The 19737-nt window shown below is 67.1% G+C and carries 19 protein-coding genes; 12 read left to right on the top strand and 7 right to left on the bottom strand.

Translation table 11 applies throughout. From position 1 onward, the window contains the following. Window positions 1-88: 88 nt before the first annotated feature. Window positions 89-763 (bottom strand): Crp/Fnr family transcriptional regulator, encoded by a 675-nt coding sequence (locus tag CLU95_RS21360; protein ID WP_056572305.1) that lies wholly within the window; start codon window positions 761-763, stop codon window positions 89-91. Between the two features lie 183 nt (window positions 764-946). Here CLU95_RS21360 and trxB point away from each other — a divergent pair, with 183 nt between their 5' ends. The 3 genes from trxB to rpmG all read left to right on the top strand — a co-directional run bounded on the left by trxB (window position 947) and on the right by rpmG (window position 2576). Continuing rightward, entirely contained in the window at window positions 947-1897 is a 951-nt protein-coding gene (gene trxB / locus CLU95_RS21355; RefSeq protein ID WP_099795442.1) for a thioredoxin-disulfide reductase, read from the top strand. A 260-nt stretch (window positions 1898-2157) separates the two neighbouring features. Further along, on the top strand, window positions 2158-2391 hold the full coding sequence (rpmB, locus tag CLU95_RS21350) for a 50S ribosomal protein L28 (protein ID WP_007830293.1): 234 nt from the start codon (window positions 2158-2160) through the stop codon (window positions 2389-2391). A gap of 11 nt (window positions 2392-2402) precedes the next feature. Next, complete coding sequence (gene rpmG, locus CLU95_RS21345) at window positions 2403-2576, top strand: 50S ribosomal protein L33 (RefSeq protein ID WP_007830291.1); 174 nt, start codon at window positions 2403-2405, stop codon at window positions 2574-2576. 165 nt (window positions 2577-2741) lie between these two features. Here the strand turns inward: rpmG and CLU95_RS21340 are convergent, their stop codons facing one another. The 3 genes from CLU95_RS21340 to CLU95_RS21330 form a co-directional block, all read right to left on the bottom strand. Further along, on the bottom strand, window positions 2742-3956 hold the full coding sequence (locus CLU95_RS21340) for a DesA family fatty acid desaturase (protein ID WP_099795441.1): 1215 nt from the start codon (window positions 3954-3956) through the stop codon (window positions 2742-2744). A gap of 136 nt (window positions 3957-4092) precedes the next feature. Further along, the gene (locus tag CLU95_RS21335) at window positions 4093-5364 is read right to left on the bottom strand and encodes an RsmB/NOP family class I SAM-dependent RNA methyltransferase (RefSeq protein ID WP_099795440.1); all 1272 of its coding nucleotides are present in this window, start codon (window positions 5362-5364) and stop codon (window positions 4093-4095) included. A gap of 43 nt (window positions 5365-5407) precedes the next feature. Then, a complete protein-coding gene (locus CLU95_RS21330; protein ID WP_099795439.1) occupies window positions 5408-7261 on the bottom strand; it encodes a M48 family metallopeptidase in 1854 nt (617 codons plus the stop codon). Window positions 7262-7317: 56 nt separating this feature from the next. Here CLU95_RS21330 and CLU95_RS21325 point away from each other — a divergent pair, with 56 nt between their 5' ends. Continuing rightward, window positions 7318-7566, top strand: a complete 249-nt coding sequence (locus tag CLU95_RS21325) for a DUF1653 domain-containing protein (protein ID WP_099795438.1) — start codon at window positions 7318-7320, stop codon at window positions 7564-7566. On the opposite strand, the gene CLU95_RS21320 is transcribed toward CLU95_RS21325, so the two are convergent. Continuing rightward, a complete protein-coding gene (locus CLU95_RS21320) occupies window positions 7554-7883 on the bottom strand; it encodes an I78 family peptidase inhibitor (RefSeq protein WP_099795437.1) in 330 nt (109 codons plus the stop codon). The two genes, CLU95_RS21325 and CLU95_RS21320, sit on opposite strands and share 13 nt — an antisense overlap. 38 nt (window positions 7884-7921) lie before the next feature. After that, the gene (gene purN / locus CLU95_RS21315; protein WP_099795436.1) at window positions 7922-8518 is read right to left on the bottom strand and encodes a phosphoribosylglycinamide formyltransferase; all 597 of its coding nucleotides are present in this window, start codon (window positions 8516-8518) and stop codon (window positions 7922-7924) included. Window positions 8519-8692: 174 nt separating this feature from the next. On the opposite strand from purN, the gene CLU95_RS21310 reads away from it, so the two are divergent. From CLU95_RS21310 to CLU95_RS21295, 4 genes are all read left to right on the top strand, one after another. Continuing rightward, complete coding sequence (locus tag CLU95_RS21310) at window positions 8693-9874, top strand: acyl-CoA dehydrogenase family protein (protein WP_099795435.1); 1182 nt, start codon at window positions 8693-8695, stop codon at window positions 9872-9874. A 12-nt stretch (window positions 9875-9886) separates the two neighbouring features. Then, complete coding sequence (locus CLU95_RS21305; protein WP_099795434.1) at window positions 9887-11002, top strand: acyl-CoA dehydrogenase family protein; 1116 nt, start codon at window positions 9887-9889, stop codon at window positions 11000-11002. A gap of 96 nt (window positions 11003-11098) precedes the next feature. After that, the gene (locus CLU95_RS21300) at window positions 11099-12457 is read left to right on the top strand and encodes an alpha/beta fold hydrolase (RefSeq protein WP_099795433.1); all 1359 of its coding nucleotides are present in this window, start codon (window positions 11099-11101) and stop codon (window positions 12455-12457) included. 6 nt (window positions 12458-12463) lie between these two features. Beyond that, window positions 12464-13249 (top strand): enoyl-CoA hydratase, encoded by a 786-nt coding sequence (locus tag CLU95_RS21295; protein ID WP_099795432.1) that lies wholly within the window; start codon window positions 12464-12466, stop codon window positions 13247-13249. 29 nt (window positions 13250-13278) lie between these two features. Here the strand turns inward: CLU95_RS21295 and CLU95_RS21290 are convergent, their stop codons facing one another. Next, window positions 13279-13839, bottom strand: a complete 561-nt coding sequence (locus CLU95_RS21290; RefSeq protein ID WP_099795431.1) for an HNH endonuclease — start codon at window positions 13837-13839, stop codon at window positions 13279-13281. A gap of 164 nt (window positions 13840-14003) precedes the next feature. Between CLU95_RS21290 and CLU95_RS21285 the strand changes: the two genes are divergently transcribed. The 4 genes from CLU95_RS21285 (at window position 14004) to CLU95_RS21270 (ending at window position 19710) form a co-directional block, all read left to right on the top strand. Beyond that, on the top strand, window positions 14004-15041 hold the full coding sequence (locus CLU95_RS21285; RefSeq protein ID WP_099795430.1) for a bifunctional riboflavin kinase/FAD synthetase: 1038 nt from the start codon (window positions 14004-14006) through the stop codon (window positions 15039-15041). 125 nt (window positions 15042-15166) lie between these two features. Next, entirely contained in the window at window positions 15167-18016 is a 2850-nt protein-coding gene (gene ileS / locus CLU95_RS21280) for an isoleucine--tRNA ligase (RefSeq protein ID WP_099795429.1), read from the top strand. Next, entirely contained in the window at window positions 18016-18531 is a 516-nt protein-coding gene (lspA, locus tag CLU95_RS21275; protein WP_062480914.1) for a signal peptidase II, read from the top strand. Before ileS ends, lspA begins: the two co-directional genes overlap by 1 nt. A gap of 159 nt (window positions 18532-18690) precedes the next feature. Next, the gene (locus CLU95_RS21270; protein ID WP_099795428.1) at window positions 18691-19710 is read left to right on the top strand and encodes a LacI family DNA-binding transcriptional regulator; all 1020 of its coding nucleotides are present in this window, start codon (window positions 18691-18693) and stop codon (window positions 19708-19710) included. The last annotated feature ends 27 nt before the right edge of the window (window positions 19711-19737 follow it).

Genomic DNA, 19737 nt, shown 5'->3' with positions numbered 1-19737 from the left:
CACGGCGCCCGGCCCGAAAAAGCGGAGGCCGGCTGCCCGAACACTACAACAAAAGGCCGTGGGCGCCGAAAGCGCCCGGCCTGTGGGCTCAGGTCAGCGTCAGGAGCCGGTCCTTGATGATCACCGAGCCGTCTTCTTGGGACTGCACGAAACCGCGCTCTTCCAGGTCCTTCATCACGCGGCTCACCATTTCGCGCGACGCGCCGACCATCTTGGCCAGGTCCTGGCGGGAGATCTTGTCGCGGACCTTGAGGTTGCCCAGCCCGTCCTGGCTGGCGAACTCGAGCAGCGCGCGGGCCACGCGGCCATACACATCCATCAGCGCCAGCGACTCGATCTTGCGGTCGGCGTGGCGCAGGCGCTGCACCAGGCCGCGCATGATGTTGTAGGCCATCGAGGAGTTCTCGGGCAGGCAGCGCGCGAAAGCGTCGCGGCCCAGCATGAGCACGTCGCACTGGATTTCGGTGCGCACAGTGGCCGAATGCGGCTCGTCGTCGATCAGGCTCATCTCGCCGAGGTAGTCGCCGGGATGCAGCGTCGCCAGGATCACCTCGCGGCCGCGGCTGTCGGCGCTCGTGACGCGGGCGCGGCCGGTCAGGATGATGTACAGCGCATCGGATTTCTTGCCCTGCTCTACGACGACCTCGGCGCGTTTGAAGCGCTTCTTGATGATCGCATCCGCAATGCTTGCGGACTGCGAGGCCGTCAACGACGCGAACAATGGAACGCGCCGAAGCAATTCAAGGTTGGACAGCATCGACATTAGTATCAATCCCTGAAACAGCGCGCTGATGTGATCCTGATGCTGAGCCCATGGATTACTACAATCGCGCGCATTGAAAACACCGTGCACCCGGTGTTGAACCGGGCGGTGATACTCCCCACGTATCGCTACCACCCTGAAAATGTACACGCTGACGCAGCGTCCATCCTAGGTTTTCTACTCATGTCCGCACCCCAACACGCCAAGGTTCTCATTCTGGGCTCCGGCCCGGCCGGCTACACCGCCGCCGTCTACGCCGCACGCGCCAACCTCCAGCCTTTGCTCATCACGGGCATCGCGCAAGGCGGTCAACTCATGACCACGACCGAGGTCGACAACTGGCCCGCCGACGTGCACGGTGTGCAAGGCCCGGAGCTGATGCAGCGCTTTCTCGAGCACGCCGAACGCTTCAAGACGCAGATCGTGTTCGACCACATCAACAAGGTCGACCTGAGCAAGCGCCCGTTCACGCTCACGGGCGACAGCGGCACCTATACGTGCGATTCGCTGATCATTGCCACGGGCGCATCGGCCAAGTACCTGGGCCTGGATTCCGAAGAAAAGTTCATGGGCCGTGGCGTCTCTGCCTGCGCGACCTGCGACGGCTTCTTCTACCGTGAACAAGAGGTCTGCGTGATCGGCGGCGGCAACACGGCCGTCGAAGAGGCGCTGTACCTTTCCAACATTGCAAACAAGGTGACGCTCGTGCACCGCCGCGACAAGTTCCGCGCCGAGCCCATCCTGATCGACAAGGTCATGGAGAAAGTGGCCGAAGGCAAGATCGTGCTGAAGCTGCACAACCAGCTTGACGAGGTGCTCGGTGACGGCACGGGCGTGACCGGCATCCGCATCAAGAACACGCAGACCGGCGCGACCGAAGACATCGAGCTCAAGGGCTGCTTCATCGCGATCGGTCACCATCCGAACACCGACATCTTCCAGAACCAGCTGGAAATGAAGGACAACTACATCGTGACCCGCTCGGGCCTGAAGGGCTTCGCGACGATGACCAGCGTGCCCGGCGTGTTCGCCGCCGGCGACGTGCAGGACAACATCTACCGCCAGGCCATCACGAGCGCCGGCACGGGCTGCATGGCAGCCCTCGACGCGCAGCGCTTCCTCGAGGAACACTGACGCCTCTCCCCGCGGAACGGGAAACCGGCCCGCGGGGCCCGGTTTCCCGCTTCTGCGGCACGGCCAGCCCAGCCGACCCTGAAAGGGCTATAATCCGAGGCTTTGCCGAAATAAGGTCCAGCTCCTACAGGGAGTCGGGTTGCGGCAAATCCGGGGTACCGCCACCCGTTTCTGGCGAGGTCAAGCTGCAAAACACCCTGTGATCCGCCAAGTCTGGTCAGGATCGCGCCGGTGCCAGCTGTTCAAGAAAGAGTGTCCACATGGCACGCGTATGCGACGTAACGGGCAAAGGCCCGATGGTCGGAAACAACGTTTCCCACGCCAACAACAAAACCAAGCGCCGGTTCCTGCCGAACCTGCAATACCGCCGTTTCTGGGTCGAGACTGAAAACCGCTGGGTTCGCCTGCGCGTTTCGAGCGCTGCACTGCGCCTGATCGACAAGAACGGTATCGATGCCGTGCTCGCAGACCTGCGTGCCCGCGGCCAAGCTTAAGGAGCTGAATCATGGCAACGAGCAAAGGCGGACGCGAAAAGATCAAGCTGGAATCCACCGCGGGTACCGGCCACTTCTACACGACGAGCAAGAACAAGAAGACGATGCCTGAAAAGATGTCGATCATGAAGTTCGACCCCAAGGCACGCAAGCACGTCGAATACAAGGAAATCAAGCTGAAGTAATTCAGCCTGCTCTCCAAAAGAAAAACCCGCTGCTCACCCAGCGGGTTTTTTGTTGCCTGTCGTTTTTGCGAAAGCCGAAAAGACGGACACAAAAAAGCCGACCCTCAGGTCGGCTTTTTTATTGAGCGAGAGCAGCAGCGCACGAGGCGCTGGCGCCCAGCTTCTTCAGGCGCGCGCGGCGCGCAGGCGGGTCGAGAACTCGCGCAGGCCAGCGATGCCGCTGGCTTCCGCACGGTGGCACCAGGCCGCCAGATCGGCCGCCAGCTGCTCGCGCGATTGCGAGGTGTTCAGCCAGAGCTGACGCAGCTCTTCGCGCATCGTGACCATCTTGTCGAGCACCGGGTGCGCGGCACGGGCCTGCACCAGATGGGTGCGCGCCGAGGCGGGCACCTTGTCGTCGTCACGATGCAGCCAGCGCTTGGCCGCCTTGAGCACCGACAGGTCGGCGCCCTTGGCCTTCAGCACTTCGATTTCCTCGCTGGTCGCACGGCGCATTTCGCGGGCGTAGCCGGCCATCACTTCGTAGCGGTTGGCAATGACGGCCTCGAGCGTCTTCTCGTTGGCCACGGGCTGGATGTCGCCCATCTGCATCTTCGGCGGCACCTTCTTGACCTTGGCCCAACCGAGCTTCTGGAACACCTGGATGTAGACCCAGCCGATGTCGAACTCGTACTTCTTGACCGAGAACTTGGCCGAAGTCGGGTAGGTGTGGTGGTTGTTGTGCAGCTCTTCGCCGCCGATGATCAGGCCCCAGGGCATGATGTTGCGGCTGGCGTCGGACGCCTCGAAGTTGCGGTAGCCCCAGTAGTGGCCGATGCCGTTGATGATGCCGGCGGCGGTGATCGGGATCCAGAGCATCTGGACCGCCCACACGGTCAGGCCGAGCCCGCCGAACAGCGCCAGGTTGATCACCAGCATCAGGCCCACGCCTTGCCAGCTGTAGCGCGTGTACAGGTTGCGCTCGATCCAGTCATCGGGCGTGCCGTGACCGTAGCGCTCCATCGTTTCCTTGTTCTTCGATTCCTTGCGGTACAGCTCGGCGCCGCGCCAGAAGACTTCGTCGATGCCCTTGACCTGCGGGCTGTGCGGATCGTCGACGGTTTCGCACTTCGCGTGGTGCTTGCGGTGAATGGCGACCCACTCCTTCGTCACCATGCCGGTGCCGAGCCAGAGCCAGAAACGGAAGAAGTGCGAGGGGATCGGACCGAGGTCCATCGCCTTGTGCGTCTGCGTGCGGTGCAGAAAGATCGTGACCGCTGCGATGGTGATGTGCGTGGTGACGAGCGTGTACAGCACGACTTGCCACCAGGCAATGTCCCACAGGCCGTGTCCGAGCCATTGGATGACCGCGTTCAGAACGGCGGAGTCAGGAAGCATCATTGAGTCAGGTACTCCATGGCCACACGAAGGTGCAGCCTTCAGGTAAGTAACCCGCGATTTTAGGATGTCAGGGCCAAAACGAGGCCTTTTGTCCTTCTGTCACACCGCAGATTTACCCTAGTTTGGAGCCCTGTCCCTATTTCCGGTTCCACACGGCGGCAAAAAAGCCGTCGGTGGCGTGGCGATGAGGCCACAGGCGCAGGTAGCGGCGGCCGTCTTCCCCGCCCGCGCAGAGGGCCTCGGCGCCCTCCACCTTGAGGCTCTGGAGCAATTCCGCCGCGTCCACGGGCTCGAAATCGGGGTTCGCGGCGGCAAAAGCCTCGGCGATGGCCTCGTTTTCCTCCGGCAGCACGCTGCAGGTGGCGTACACGAGCCGGCCACCCGACTTCACGAGCCGGGCCGCGCTTTGCAGGATGGCGGTCTGCTTGGCCGTCAGCTCGGCCACCGACTTGGCCGATTGGCGCCATTTGAGGTCGGGATTGCGGCGCAGCGTGCCGAGCCCCGAACAGGGCGCGTCGACCAGCACGCGGTCGATCTTGCCGGCCAGGCGCTTGACCCGGTCGTCGCGCTCGTGCGCGATCGCGGCCGGGTGCACGTTCGACAACTTGCTGCGCGCCAGCCGCGGCTTGAGCGCGTCCAGGCGGTGGGCCGAGGTGTCGAAAGCGTAGAGCCGGCCGGTGTTGCGCATGGTCGCGCCGATGGCCAGGGTCTTGCCGCCAGCGCCGGCGCAGAAATCGACCACCATTTCGCCGCGCTTGGCATCCAGCAGCAGCGCCAGCAGCTGCGAGCCTTCGTCCTGCACCTCGATGGCACCGCGCACGAAAGCGTCGAGCTTGGTCAGCGCGGGCTTGCCGTCGATGCGCAAGCCCCAGGGCGAGAACGGCGTCACTTCCGATTTGATAGCAGCCTTTGCAAGCTCCGCCTTCACTTCGACCCGTTTGTCGGTGAACGCATTGACGCGCAGATCGAGCGGCGCGGGTTGCTGCAGGCTCTCGACCATCGGCCAGAAGCCGTCGCCCAGTTGCGCCTTGAGCGGCGCGACCAGCCATTCGGGCAGGTTGTGGCGATGGCGTTCGAGCAGGTCGTCGGGCTTGACGGCGTCGCAGTTGTCGAGCCAGCGCTTCTCGGTGTCGTTGAGCGCGCTCTTCAGGAAGTCGCGCGGGCCGTGAAAGCCCAGGATCGCCATGCGGCGCTCCTTCGAACCGCTGCCCGAGGGCGACAGGTGATCGAACAGCAGCTTCTTGCGAAGGACGGTGTAGACGGTCTCGGCGAGCGTCGCGCGCTCGCGCGGGCCGAACTCGCGGTGGTCGCGGAAAAAGCGCGAAACGACCTGGTCGGCCGGGTGATCGAATTTCAGGACAAGGCCGACCAGATCGGCGGTGGCCTCCAACAGGGCTTTGGGATGCATAGCCCCGATTGTCTCAGCCGGCCGGCCTCGCGGCCGAAACGCCTCAGACGCCGCGCACCCAGACGGTCCCGAAGGCCTGCCGCTCGATGTCTTCCAGCGTGGGCGAATGCCCCGCCCAGAGCACCAGCGCCGCCCCGGGCAAGGTCAGCGTCTGCTCGAGTTCGCGGCACAGGTGCCAGCGGTCGTCGTCGTCGAGCCCCGGCACTTCGACGAACACGATGTACGCCCGCCGCCATGCGAACTCGCGCAGGTTCTTGCGTACCACCCACAGCCGCGACACGGGCAGGCAGCGCACGATGTCGGCGCGCAGCTCGCCCAGCTCGTGGTCGTTCAAGTCGTGGCGCGAAATCTGGCTGAAGAACGGCGTGTCGGTGATCTCCTCCCAGGCACGCGCCTCGGCCTCCTCCGCCTCCTTGAGCCGCGCGCGCCACAGCTTGAGCCCCTGCTCGTCGTGCGGCCCGGCTTCGGGATCTTCGAGCGAGGCGACGGCATTCTTCGCCGCCCACCAGCGGCTGGCCACGCCCGACAGGTGCAGCCGCTCGAGCACCGCCAGGCGCTCGGCGCGCTCGCGCACGGGCAGCATCTGGGCCAGCCCGCGCAGGGCGCCCGGGTGGTCCGGCGCGATCCGCAGCGCGCTTTCGTAGCGCGCGCGCACCGGCGCCGCCGGGTCGAGCCGGCGTTCGGCGTCGGCCCACTCGACCATCTCGTCGGGCGTGTTGCGCTCGCCGCGGGCCGCCAGCACGGCGATGCGCTCGCGGATGCGCGAGCGGTGCGCGTGGTGCTGCTTCCAGTCGGCCGCGTGGGCGCGGCGCCAGGCGTTGTCGAAATGCGAGATCCACTTGTGCTTGTCGGCCAGCATGTCGAGCGCGGGCCGCTGCGACCAGGTCGGCAGCGCCGCCTTCTGGTTCAGCGCTTCCAGCCGGTCGCGCAGCACCGGATGGGTGTCGTCCAGGTCGCTGACGCGGCGCATGGCCTCGCGCAGCGCCTGGCGCGCGAACTCCTCGCTCGGCGGCGTGCGGGCGCGCTGCCGCAGCGCGGCGAACGGCCCGGGCGGCAGCGGCTCGCGCTCGGCGCGCGCCCAGTGCCAGGGCCAGAACTCACTGGCGTACCAGTTGCCCTTGATGGCCACCTCGGTGAGCGCGGCCGCGGCCACCGCGGTGCCGAGCAGCCGGCCCGAAATGCGGTCGGCCTCGTACTCGTCCTGGCGGGCCAGCGCGAAGGTCTTGGCGGCAAAGCGCGGAAAGTACCAGCGGAAGAAAGCTTGCGACACCAGCGCCATCACGCCCTCGTCGCGCTGCAGGCTGGCATCGAGCCGCAGCCACGACAGCCGCGTGCGGTAGATCCAGGCGCTGAGGCGGCCGTGGTTGCCGCGCAGGTGTCCGTATTCGTGGGCCAGCACCGACAGCAGGCGCTGCCGGTCCAGCATCATCAGCAGCGGCAGGCCGATGCTCAGCGTATTGAGCGCACCGCCGAACAGGCCGAAGCGCGGCACCTGGCTGATGCTGGCGTTGAAGTTGTCGTCCAGGTAGACGCGGTGCACCGGCGGCCCCTTGATCCGCTCGCGGATGCGGTCCAGCGCCTCAAACAATCCGGGTGCGTCGGCGCGCGTGAGCGGCTCGCCGTCGGGTTCGTCGAAATGCACCCAGAGCGCGCGCAGGGTCGCCCAGAACAGGCCCAGCGCAAACACGAGCAGCCAGCCGCGGGTGAAGTTGAAGCGCCCCTCGGCCACCGACACGACCACCCAGGCCACAATGCCCACCGCCAGGCCGAGGCAGGCCAGCACCCAGAGGTAGCCGAGCGCGGCAAACGCCGCGACGCCACGCCGGTAGCGCGCGCTGTCGTCCGCACTTGCGTGCTCGCTCAGGCGAACCAGGTGAACAAAATCCGCACGGTCCATCCGACTCCCGTCAAATACATATCCGACAGTTGTTATTCGAAGAAAGAAGTGCCCCGTTGAACGACGAAGACCTCCCTCCCCTGATCGAAACGCCCCCCGGCCGCTACCGCCACTACAAGGGCGGCGAGTACGACGTGATCGGCACCGTCCGCCACAGCGAAACGCTGGAGCCGATGACGCTGTACCGCGCCCTCTACGGTGCCCGCGGCCTGTGGGTCCGGCCCGCCGCGATGTTCGAAGAAACCATCGAGATCGACGGCCGGCCGCAACGCCGGTTCGCCCCGGTCGACGCTCAGCCGCAGTGAGCGGCCGTGACGCGCCCGCGCGCGTCCACGGCGAGATTGAGCCGCGCGCCGTTGAATTCCATCGTGACCGGCTGGTTGGGCTTGAGCACCCGCACCGTCGCGGCCCCCGAACGCGTGCGCGCCGCAGCTTCAAGCTGAGGCGTCACCTGCTGGCCCACGGCAAAGCGGGCGCTCTCGGCGTTGCACTGGGCGACCGGCTCGGCGGGCGCGGCGGGTGCCGGCGCGGGCGCAGCAGGGGTCGGCGCGGGGGCCGGTGCGGCGCAGGCGGCCAGCAGGGCCGCGGTGGCCAGCGTCAACAGCAGCGATTGGGTTTTCAAAGTTCTGTGCTCCCGAAAACCCGCGAATATAAACAACTTTAAGCTTTGTGACTCAATGTATCCAAAAGCCATCCAGCGATGGCGCGCGGATACAGCAGGTGCTCCTGGGACAGCACCCGGCCGGCCAGCGTGGCGGCCGTGTCGTCGGGCAGCACCGGCACCACGGCCTGCGCAAGGATCGGCCCGTGGTCGAGCTCGGCCGTGACCTGGTGCACCGTCACCCCGGCCACCTTGCAGCCCGCCTCGATGGCACGCTGGTGGGTGTGCAGCCCCGGAAAGGCCGGCAGCAGCGACGGATGGATGTTCACCAGCCGCCCCGCGTAGCGCGCCACGAAGCCCGGCGTCAGGATGCGCATGAAGCCCGCCAGCACCACCAGCGCCGGCGCATGGGCGTCGACCGCCTCGGCCAGCGCCGCGTCGAAGGCCTCGCGGCTGTCGAAGGCCTGGTGCGGCACCACGGCGGTCGCGATGCCGTGCGACCTGGCCAACGCCAGCCCGCCGGCCTCCGGCTTGTTGCTGATGACGGCGGCAATGCGCGCGCCGAAGCGCTCGGCCCAGCGGTCGCGCTCGGCGGCGCGCACGATGGCCGCCATGTTCGAGCCGCCGCCGGAGATCAGGATCACGATGTTCTTCATGGGAGGCCGGGATTATCCGTGCCCCGCCGACACCCCGATCAGCCTCCCGTCCACCCACGCACCGGCGGGCTTGTCGCGACGCGGACACCGGATCGCAGCACGACCGTGCTAAAACTCGCGATTCCGGAGACACCCCCGCGTCTGCGGTGGACCGATCAACACAGCGAGGCACGCATGGATTTGAGCTTCACACCCGAAGAACAGAAGTTCCGCGAAGAAGTTCGCGCATGGGTCAAGGACAACCTCCCCCAGGAGATTTCGCACAAGGTGCACAACGCGCTCGAACTGACGCGCGACGATCTGCAAGGCTGGGCCAAGATCCTCGGCAAGAAGGGCTGGCTGGGCTACGGCTGGCCCAAGGAATTCGGCGGCCCCGGCTGGACCGCCGTGCAGCGCCACCTGTTCGAGGAAGAAACCGCCCTGGCCGGCGCGCCGCGCATCATCCCGTTCGGCCCCGTCATGGTGGCCCCGGTGATCATGGCTTTCGGCAACGCCGAGCAGCAAAAGCGTTTTCTCCCCGGCATCGCCAGCGGCGAAGTCTGGTGGAGCCAGGGCTACAGCGAACCTGGTTCGGGCTCCGACCTCGCTTCGGTGAAGACCAAGGCCGAGCGCAAGGGTGACAAGTACATCGTCAACGGCCAGAAGACCTGGACCACGCTCGGCCAGCACGGCGACTGGATGTTCAACCTCGTGCGCACCAGCAACGAGGGCAAGCCCCAGACCGGCATCAGCTTCCTGCTGCTGGACATGAAATCGCCCGGCGTCACCGTGCGCCCGATCAAGCTGATCGACGGCGGCGTCGAGGTGAACGAGGTGTTCTTCGACAACGTCGAAGTGCCCGCCGAAAACCTGATCGGCGAAGAGAACAAGGGCTGGACCTACGCCAAGCACCTGCTCTCGCACGAGCGCACCAACATCGCCGACGTGAACCGCGCCAAGCGCGAGCTCGAGCGCCTGAAGCGCATCGCCAAGAGCGAAGGCGTGTACGACGACCTGCGCTTCCGCGACGAAATCGCCAAGCTCGAAGTCGACATCGTCGCCCTCGAGATGATGGTGCTGCGCGTGCTCTCCGCCGCCACCTCGGGCAAGAACTCGCTGGACGTGGCGGGCCTGCTCAAGATCCGCGGCAGCGAGATCCAGCAGCGCTACGCCGAGCTGATGATGCTGGCCGGCGGCCCTTACGCGCTGCCGCTGATCCGCGAAGCCATGGAAGCCGGCTGGCAAGGCAACTTCCCCGGTGGCAACCCGGCGCTGGCACCGCTGGCATCGACCTTCTTCAACATGCGCAAGACCACGATCTACGGCGGCTCGAACGAAGTCCAGCGCAACATCGTGGCGCAAACCGTCCTGGGCTGAGGAGACACCAACATGGATTTCAATTTTTCGGAAGACCAGGACCAGCTGCGCGACGCCGTTCGCAAGTGGGTCGACAAGGGCTATGACTTCGAGCGCCGTCGCGGCATCGAGGCCAAGGGCGGCTTCTCGCGCGAGGCCTGGGACGAACTGGCCGAACTCGGCCTGGGCGGCCTGTACATCAGCGAAGACAACGGCGGCCTGGGCATGGGCCCGGTGGCCGGCATGGTCGTGATGGAAGAACTGGGCCGCGGCATCGTGCTGGAGCCCTTCGCGCAGACGCTGATCGCCGGCGCCGTGCTCGGCGGCTACGCCGACGCGGCCACCAAGGAAAACTGGCTGCCCCGCATCGCCGGCGGCCAGGCCCTCGTGGTGCTGGCCTACCAGGAGCGCAAGGCGCGCTACCGCCTCGACGTGTGCGACGCTACCGCCGTCAAGTCGGGCAACGGGTATTCGCTGACCGGCGCCAAGAGCGTGGTGCCCGTGGGCGACGAAGCCGACGCCTTCCTCGTGCCCGCCAAGGTCGACGGCAAGATCGCCCTCTTCCTGGTCGAGCGCAGCGCCAGCGGCGTCGAAGCCCGCGGCTATGGCACGCAGGACGGCGGCCGCGCGGCCGAAGTCGTGTTCGACAAGGCCGACGCCACGCTGGTCACGGCCGACGGCCTGACCGCACTCGAGTACGCGGTCGATGTCGGCATTGCCGCCACCTGCGCCGAAGCGGTCGGCGTGCTCGACAAGACGCTCGACGTCACGATCGACTACATGAACCAGCGCAAGCAGTTCGGCGTGGTCATCGCCAGCTTCCAGGCGCTGCGCCACCGCATCGCCGACATGAAGATGCAGCTGGAACTGGCACGTTCGATGAGCTACTACGCAACGCTCAAGCTCAACGCCCCGGCCGACGAACGCCGCCAGGCGCTGGCCCGCGCCAAGTACCAGCTGGGCACGTCGATGCGCTACGTGGCAGCGAACTCGGTGCAGCTGCATGGCGGCATCGGCGTGACCGACGAGTACATCGGCAGCCACTACTTCCGCAAGCTCACGCAGCTCGAGCTCACCTTCGGCGACACCTTGCACCACCTGGGTGAAGTGTCGGCACGCATGCAGGACACGGCCGGCGTCTTCGCCTGACGGCTGTTTGTCGATAGCATCCAACGCCCGCCCGCCTTGCGCCGGCGGGCGTTTTCACTTGCGGGGCCCGAGCCCCCTGCCAGGAGAGAGACAGACATGCCTTCCCGCCGCACCCTGCTTGCCTCGGCCCTTGCCGGAACCGCCGCCGTCACCTTGCTGACCGCCTGCGCCAGCTCCACCCCCTCTTCCACCGAGCGCCCGCCGATCGTCTTCATGCACGGCAACGGCGACTCGGCGGCGCTGTGGCAGACCACGGTCTGGCGCTTCGAGTCGAACGGCTGGCCGCGCGAGCGGTTGTTTGCCGTCGACCAACCAAATCCCCTGGCCCGCGACGACGACGCCGTGGCCCAGCCGGGGCGCAGTTCCACCGCCGAGTCGGCCGCGTTCCTGCGCGCCGAGGTCGAGAAAGTGCTGAAAGCCACGGGCGCGCCCAAGGTGGTGCTGATCGGCAACTCGCGCGGCGGCAACACCATCCGCAACTACGTGCAGAACGGCGGCGGCGCGGCCGTGGTGAGCCACGTGGTGCTCGGCGGCAACCCGGCGCATGGCATCTGGAAGGTGAAGGGCCTGCGCGAGAACAACGAGTTCTCGGGGCTCTCGACTTTCATGCAGCAGCTCAATGCGCCCAAGGGACCGAACGGCGACGAGGTCACGCCCGGCGTGCAGTGGCTGACGCTGCGCTCCGACACCAATGACAAGTACGCCCAGCCCGACGGCCTGTGGATCGGCGCACCGGGCCAGCCGACGAACATCGGCTTCGACGGGCCGGCGCTCAAGGGCGCGACCAACCTCGTGCTGCCACGCGTGGACCACCGCGAGACCTCGTTTTCGCCCGCTGCCTTCGCGGCGACCTGGCACTTCCTGACCGGCCAGGCGCCGGCCAGCACGACGGTGGTGCCGGAATCGAAGGTCGTGCTCGACGGCCGCGCGATCGGCGCGGACAACCTCGCGCTGGCCGGCGCACGTGTCACGGTCTTTGCGGTCGATCCGGCCTCGGGCACGCGGCGCGGCGAGGCGGCGCACCAGCAGACGGTCGGCGCCGACGGCCGCTGGGGGCCGTTCAGCGCGCAACCGGCAGCGCGCTACGAGTTCGTGCTCGACGTGCCCGGCCAGGGCACCACGCACCTCTACCGCAGCCCGTTCGTGCGCAGCAGCGGCCTCGTCAACCTGCGGCCCGAACGCCTGGCGCCGGCCGAGAGTGGTGCGGGTGCGGTGGTCGTTTTCACGCGCCCGCGCGGCTACTTCGATGCGCAGCGCGACACGATGCAATTCGACGGCCAGAGCCCGCCCGCCGGCGTGCCGGCCCAGGGCGCGGGACAGTCGACCTCGCGGCTGCGCATCGCGGCCGGCGCGCCGCAGCGCACGGTCAGCGCGGAGTTCAACGGCGAGCGCCTCACCGGCCAGAGCTGGCCCGCCGCGCAAGGGCACACGACGGTGCTCGAGCTGACGTACTGAACGGCCATGAATGACACGTCCCCCTTTGTCCTGACGGCACGCGACGCGCGCGGCGTGGTCACGCTCACGCTGAACCGCCCCGCCGCCTTCAACGCGCTCTCCGAAGGCATGCTGGGCGCGCTCGAACAAGCGCTCGGTTCCGTCGCCGCCGATGACACGGTGCGCGCCGTCGTCATCGCTGCAGCAGGCAAGGCCTTCTGCGCGGGCCACGACCTGAAAGAGATGCGCGCCGAGCCCTCGCTCGGCTACTACCAGCAGCTGTTCGACCGGTGCGGCGCGATGATGCTGTCGATCCAGCGGTTGCCCGTGCCGGTGATCGCGCGCGTGCACGGCATTGCGACCGCGGCGGGCTGCCAGCTTGTGGCCGTGTGCGACCTCGCGGTGGCCGCCAGCGACGCGCGCTTTGCGGTCAGCGGCGTCAACGTGGGGCTGTTCTGCGCCACACCCGGCGTCACGCTGTCGCGCAACCTGGGGCGCAAGGAAGCCTTCGAGATGCTGGTGACGGGCGAATTCATCAGCGCTGAGGAAGCGCGCGAGAAAGGCCTGGTCAACCGGGTCGCGCCACCCGAAGGGCTCGATGCCGCGGTCGAGGCGCTGGTGGCCAGCATCGTCGCCAAGCCCCGCACGGCGCTCGCACTGGGCAAGGCACTGTTCTATCGCCAGCTCGAGACCGGCATCGAGGCCGCGCTGGCCGACGCCAGCCAGACCATGGCCTGCAACATGATGGACGAGAGTGCGCTGGAAGGCGTGCAGGCCTTCATCGAGAAACGGCCGCCGGCCTGGAAGGGCTGAATCAAAAAAGAGGCTCGAAGCCTCTTTTTTTAGATGTCGTGCAACCGGGACGACTGCGGCAAATGCGCCATCAAAAATTCCATCTGGTCCGCCAGGATGCGGCGGTTGCGCAGGATGAAGTCTTCCCACAGGCTGGGCACATACGGCGCGTACAGCAGCGGCATGTTCGCCTGCTCGGGCGTGCGGCTGCTCTTGCGGTGGTTGCAGGGCTTGCAGGCCGTGACCACGTTCATCCAGGTGTCGATGCCGCGCTGCGCGAACGGAATGATGTGCTCGCGCGTGAGTTCGTCTTCGTGGAAATGGCCGCCGCAGTAGGCGCAGACGTTGCGGTCGCGCGAGAACAGTTTGCTGTTGGTGAGGCCCGGGCGTTGCGCGAAGGGGTTGATGCGCGGCACGCCCTTGGTGCCGATGATGCTGTTGATCGCGATCTGCGACTGTTCGCCCGTGACCGCGTTGTGGCCGCCACGGAACACGGCCACCTGCGCGCCCACTTCCCAGCGAACTTCGTCCGCTGCGTAGTGGATCACCGCCTGTTCCAGCGATATCCATGACTGGGGCAGCCCTTGGGCCGACAGCTTCAAGACCTTCACACACGCCTCCTCGAACGAGAAAACCACGCAGAGACCAGAGACTCGGGGTGCATCGGCGACTCACGCCAACCCACGCACTGCGTCACAATATACCGGCTTTGTGACAAATCGGCCTGATTTGCCCATTCGACGGGCATCAGGCGCTATCAAAAAGATACTCTCCCATGCAGGTTTTCCGCGGCTTCCGACACCCGGGCGTAGCTCCGGCCTGCGCCCTCACGATCGGCAATTTCGACGGCGTCCATCGCGGCCACCAGGCCATGCTGGCGCTGTTGCAGACCGAGGCCCGCCATCGCGGGCTGCCCAGTTGCGTGCTGACCTTCGAGCCGCACCCGCGCGACTATTTCGCCGCCGTCACCAAGAAACCCGACCTGGCCCCGGCCCGCATCGGCACGCTGCGCGACAAGCTGACCGAGCTGGCGTCCTGCGGCGTCGACCAGACCATCGTGCTGCCCTTCGACGGCCGGCTGGCGTCCCAGTCGCCCGAGGCCTTCATCCAGAACGTGCTGATCGACGGCCTGGGCGCGCGCTACGTGCTGGTGGGCGACGACTTCCGCTTCGGCGCCAAGCGCGCCGGCGACTACGCCATGCTCGATGCCGCCGGTGAAGCCCAAGGCTTCGACGTCGCCCGCATGAACAGCTACGAGGTGCACGGCCTGCGGGTGTCCAGCTCGGCCGTGCGCGAGGCGCTGGCCGAAGGCCGCATGGCCGACGCCCACACCCTGCTGGGCCGCCCGTACACGATCTCGGGCCACGTGGTCCACGGCCGCAAGCTGGGCCGGGCGCTGGGCGCCTCGTTACCGGGCAAGGACGACGGTTTTCGCACCCTCAACCTGCGCTTCAAGCACTGGAAACCGGCCGCCAGCGGCATCTTCGCGGTGCTGGTCCACGGCCTGGCCGACCAGCCGCTGCCCGGGGTGGCCAACCTCGGCGTGCGGCCCTCGCTGGACGCCAACGACGTCAACGCCGGGCGCGTGTTGCTCGAGACGCATTGCCTGGAGTGGCCCTCGCATCTGGGGGCCGAAGGGGCCTACGGTAAAATCGTGCGCGTGGAACTCCTGCACAAACTGCACGACGAATTGCGCTACACCAGCCTCGAAGCCCTCACTGCGGGCATCGCGAAGGATGGCCGCGACGCACGCGCGTTCTTCGCATCGACCCACGCCGAGACCCACCGCCAGACCACGCGCGACCGAATTTAGCCCTGCACGCCCCGTGCTGCCGCCCTTCGACAAGCTCAGGGCGAACGGCTATATCTTCCGCACCGACCGCTCAATGCAGTTCGGGCTGAGCCTGTCGAAGCCCCCTCTGTTTCGCCGCACCCAACATGTCTGACGCTGCTTCCCCCAAAGATTACCGTTCCACGCTGAACCTGCCCGACACCCCCTTCCCGATGCGCGGCGACCTGCCCAAGCGCGAACCGGGCTGGGTGAAAGAATGGAACGACGAAGGCCGCTACCACCGCCTGCGCGACGCCCGCCACGGCGCGCCCAAGTTCATCCTGCACGACGGCCCGCCGTACGCCAACGGCCAGATCCACATGGGTCACGCGGTGAACAAGATCCTCAAGGACATGATCACCAAGGCGCGCCAGCTCGAAGGCTTCGACGCGCTGTACGTGCCCGGCTGGGACTGCCACGGCCTGCCGATCGAGAACGCCATCGAAAAGCAGTTCGGCCGCAACCTGAGCCGCGACGAGATGCAGGCCAAGAGCCGCGCCTACGCCACGGAGCAGATCGCCCAGCAGATGGTCGACTTCCAGCGCCTGGGCGTGCTGGGCGAATGGGACCATCCCTACAAGACGATGGACTTCGCCAATGAAGCCGGCGAGCTGCGCGCATTCAAGCGCGTGATCGAGCGCGGCTTCGTGTACCGGGGCCTCAAGCCCGTGTACTGGTGCTTCGACTGCGGCTCCTCGCTGGCCGAGTTCGAGATCGAATACGCCGACAAGAAGAGCCAGACCATCGACGTGGCCTTCAAGGCGCACGAGCGCGAGAAGGTGCTCAAGGCCTTCGAGACCGACCACACGATCCTCGGCGACATCTTTGCCGTGATCTGGACCACCACCGCGTGGACCATCCCGGCCAACCAGGCGATCAACCTCAACCCCGAGCTCGAGTACTCGCTGGTCGACACCGAGCGCGGCCTGCTGATCCTGGCCAACTCGCTGGTCGAGATGTGCATGACGCGCTACGCGCTCGACGGCAAGGTGCTGGCCACGGTCAAGGGCGAGAAGCTCGGCGGCCTGGAGTTCGAGCACCCGCTGTACGACGTGGACGCCGGCTACCAGCGCCTGTCGCCGGTGTACCTGGCCGACTACGCCACGGCCACCGACGGCACCGGCCTCGTGCACTCCTCGCCTGCCTACGGCGTGGACGACTTCAACTCCTGCATCGCGCACGGCGTGGCGTACGACGACATCCTGAACCCGGTGCAGGGCAACGGCAGCTACGCGCCCGACTTCCCGCTGTTCGGCGGCCAGAACATCTGGAAGGCCGTGCCGGTGATCATCGCCGCGCTGCGCGACGCCAACCGCCTGCTGACCACCGAGACCATCACCCACAGCTACCCGCACTGCTGGCGTCACAAGACGCCGGTGATCTACCGCGCGGCCGCGCAGTGGTTCGTGCGCATGGACGAGGGCGAAGGCGTGTTCACCAAGGACAAGGCGCCCAAGACGCTGCGCCAGACCGCGCTCGACGCCATCGAACAGACCAGCTTCTACCCCGAGAACGGCAAGGCCCGCCTGCACGACATGATCGCCGGCCGGCCCGACTGGTGCATCAGCCGCCAGCGCAGCTGGGGCGTGCCGATCCCGTTCTTCCTGCACAAGGATTCGGGCGAGCTGCACCCGCGCACCATGGAGATCCTCGACCAGGCCGCCGACATCGTCGAGAAGGGCGGCATCGAGGCCTGGAGCCGCGTCACCGTCGAAGAGATCCTGGGCGCCGAAGATGCACCGAGCTACACCAAGAGCACCGACATCCTCGAGGTGTGGTTCGACTCGGGCTCGACCTTCTCGCACGTGCTGCGCGGCACGCACCCCAACGTGCACCACGAGACCGGCCCCGAAGCCGACCTGTACCTCGAAGGCCACGACCAGCACCGCGGGTGGTTCCACTCGTCGCTTCTCATCGCCTGCATGCTGGAAGACCGCGCACCGTACAAGGGCCTGCTCACGCACGGCTTCACGGTGGATGCCAAGGGCATCAAGATGAGCAAGTCGCTCAAGAACGGCATCGACCCGCAGGAAATCAGCAACAAGCTGGGCTCGGAAATCATCCGCCTGTGGGTGGCCGCGAGCGACTACTCGGGCGACATCGCGGGCGACGACAAGATCCTCGCGCGCGTCGTCGACGCCTACCGCCGCATCCGCAACACGCTGCGCTTCCTGCTCGCGAACACCAGCGACTTCGACATCGCGAAAGACGCGGTGCCGCTCGACCAGCTGTTCGAGATCGACCGCTACGCCCTGTCGCGCGCGGCGCAGTTCCAGGCCGAGATCCTTGCGCACTACCAGGTGTACGAGTTCCATCCGGTGGTGGCCAAGCTGCAGATCTACTGCTCGGAAGACCTGGGCGGTTTCTACCTCGACATCCTGAAGGACCGCCTCTACACGACGGCCCCGGGCTCGCTCGCGCGCCGCAGCGCGCAGACTGCGCTGTGGCACATCTCGCAGGCGATGCTGCGCTGGATGGCGCCGTTCCTGAGCTTCACGGCCGAAGAGGCCTGGAAGATCGTGGGCACCGGCAAGGCCGGCGAGTCGATCTTCACGCAGACCTACAGCCAGTTCGCCGCACCCGACGAAGCACTGCTCGCCAAGTGGAGCCGCATCCGCGAGATCCGCGACGGCGTCAACAAGGACATCGAGACGGTGCGCGCCGAGGGCAAGGTCGGTTCGTCGCTGCAGGCCACCCTGCAGCTGAACGCACCGGCCGACGACCTCGCGCTGCTGGGCTCGCTGGGCGACGACCTGAAGTTCGTGTTCATCGCCTCGGCCGTGGCGCTGGCGGCGGGCGACACCCTGTCGACCGTGGTCACGCCGAGCACCGCGCAGAAGTGCGAACGCTGCTGGCACTACCGCGAGGACGTGGGCCACGACGCGGCGCACCCGACCCTCTGCAGCCGCTGCACGAGCAACCTGTTCGGCGCGGGCGAATCGCGCAGCGTGGCCTGATGGCGACCGCACGCTCCGCCTCGTCGGCCTCGCGTTCGCGCGGGGCCAGCATCTGGCCCTGGCTCGGGCTGGCGACGATCATCGTGATCATCGACCAGTTCACGAAAACGCTGATCCTGGGCTACTACAAGCTCGGCGACGCGACCTACGTGACGAGCTTCTTCAACGTCGTGCGCGCGCACAACACGGGCGCCGCCTTCTCGTTCCTGGCCGACCACTCGGGCTGGCAGCGCTGGTTCTTCACGGCCATCGGCGTGGCGGCGGCGATCTTCATCGTCTGGATGCTGCGGTCGCACGCGGGCCAGAAGCTCTTCTCGTTCGCGATGGCCTGCATTCTGGGCGGCGCGATCGGCAACGTGGTCGACCGCATGATGCACGGCTACGTCGTCGACTTCCTGAGCTTCCACTGGGGCAACTGGTACTTCCCGGCGTTCAACGCGGCGGACAGCGCCATCACGCTCGGGGCCATCTGCCTGATCGTCGACGAGATCCGGCGGGTCCGGCGCGGCAAGTAAGTCAGTTTCTCAAGGGGCCTTCGGGCCCCTTTCTCTTTGGGCCGCACGCTGCGCCGGCGGCCCCGGGGTTCTCCCCACTTCCCCACCCTGTCATCGCGAAGTCATACTGCGCCGGTCCAATGTAATCGATTACATGAAACACGCCACAGACCCCGCACGATGAGCATTCAAGCCGTAGCCGCCCAAGCCGGGGTCTCCGTGGCCACGGTCTCGCGCGCCTTCAATTTCCCCGACAAGGTGACGCCGGCCACGCGTGAACTGGTCGAGCGCGTGGCGCGCGAGCTCAACTACCTGCCCAACGCCAGCGCCCGCACCTTGCGCACCCAGCGCAGCCGCACGCTCGGCGTGGTGCTGCCCACGCTGCTGAACCCGACTTTTGCCGAATGCCTGCAGGGCATTGCGCGCGCGGCCGTCGCGGGCGGCTACGCGATCCTGCCGGTCACCACGGGCTACCGGCTCGACGAGGAAGAGCGCGCCGTCCAGCTGCTGCTGGCGGGCAACGTCGACGGGCTGATCCTCGTGGTGTCGAACCCGTCCACGTCGGCCGCGCTGCAGCGCCTGCAGGCCGCCGCCGTGCCTTACGTGCTGGCCTACAACCGGCACGCCGACCACCCCTGCGTGTCGGTCGACAGCGAAGGCGCGGTGGCCGATGCGGTCACGCGCCTCGTGCTGCTGGGCCACCGGCGCATCGCGATGGTCAGCGGCACGCTGGCCGCGTCGGACCGCGCGCAGCAGCGCTACCGCGGCTACCAGCGCGGCATGGCCGAGGCCGGCCTCGTGCCGCCGCCGCTGATCGAAGTGCCCTTCGTCGAGACCGCCGTCGATGCGCTGTGCGCCGAGCTGCGCCCGCACAGTCGCCCCACCGCGCTGGTCTGCTCGAACGACCTGCTCGCCATCCGCAGCATCCGCGCCGCGCACCTGAGCGGCCTGGCGGTGCCCGACGACCTCAGCGTGGTCGGCTTCGACGGCATCGCGCTCGGCGAAGACCTCACGCCCGCACTCACCACCATCGCGCAGCCCAACAGCGACATCGGCCGCCACAGCGTCGAACTGCTGGTGCAGGCGATCGCCGGCGGCCGCGCGCTGCAGGCCGACGCGAGCCTGCTGCTCCCCCATGCCTTCCGAGACGGCGAGTCGTGCGCAAGTGCGCGCGAAGACAACGACGCCGCAGTGTCCTGACCTCACCACCCCTCCCAGGAGTTCTTC

The organism is Variovorax sp. 54, from assembly GCF_002754375.1.
Classification (GTDB): domain Bacteria; phylum Pseudomonadota; class Gammaproteobacteria; order Burkholderiales; family Burkholderiaceae_C; genus Variovorax.
The sequence above is the reverse complement of the archived record's forward strand: the minus strand, read 5'-3'. Positions and strand labels throughout refer to the sequence as shown.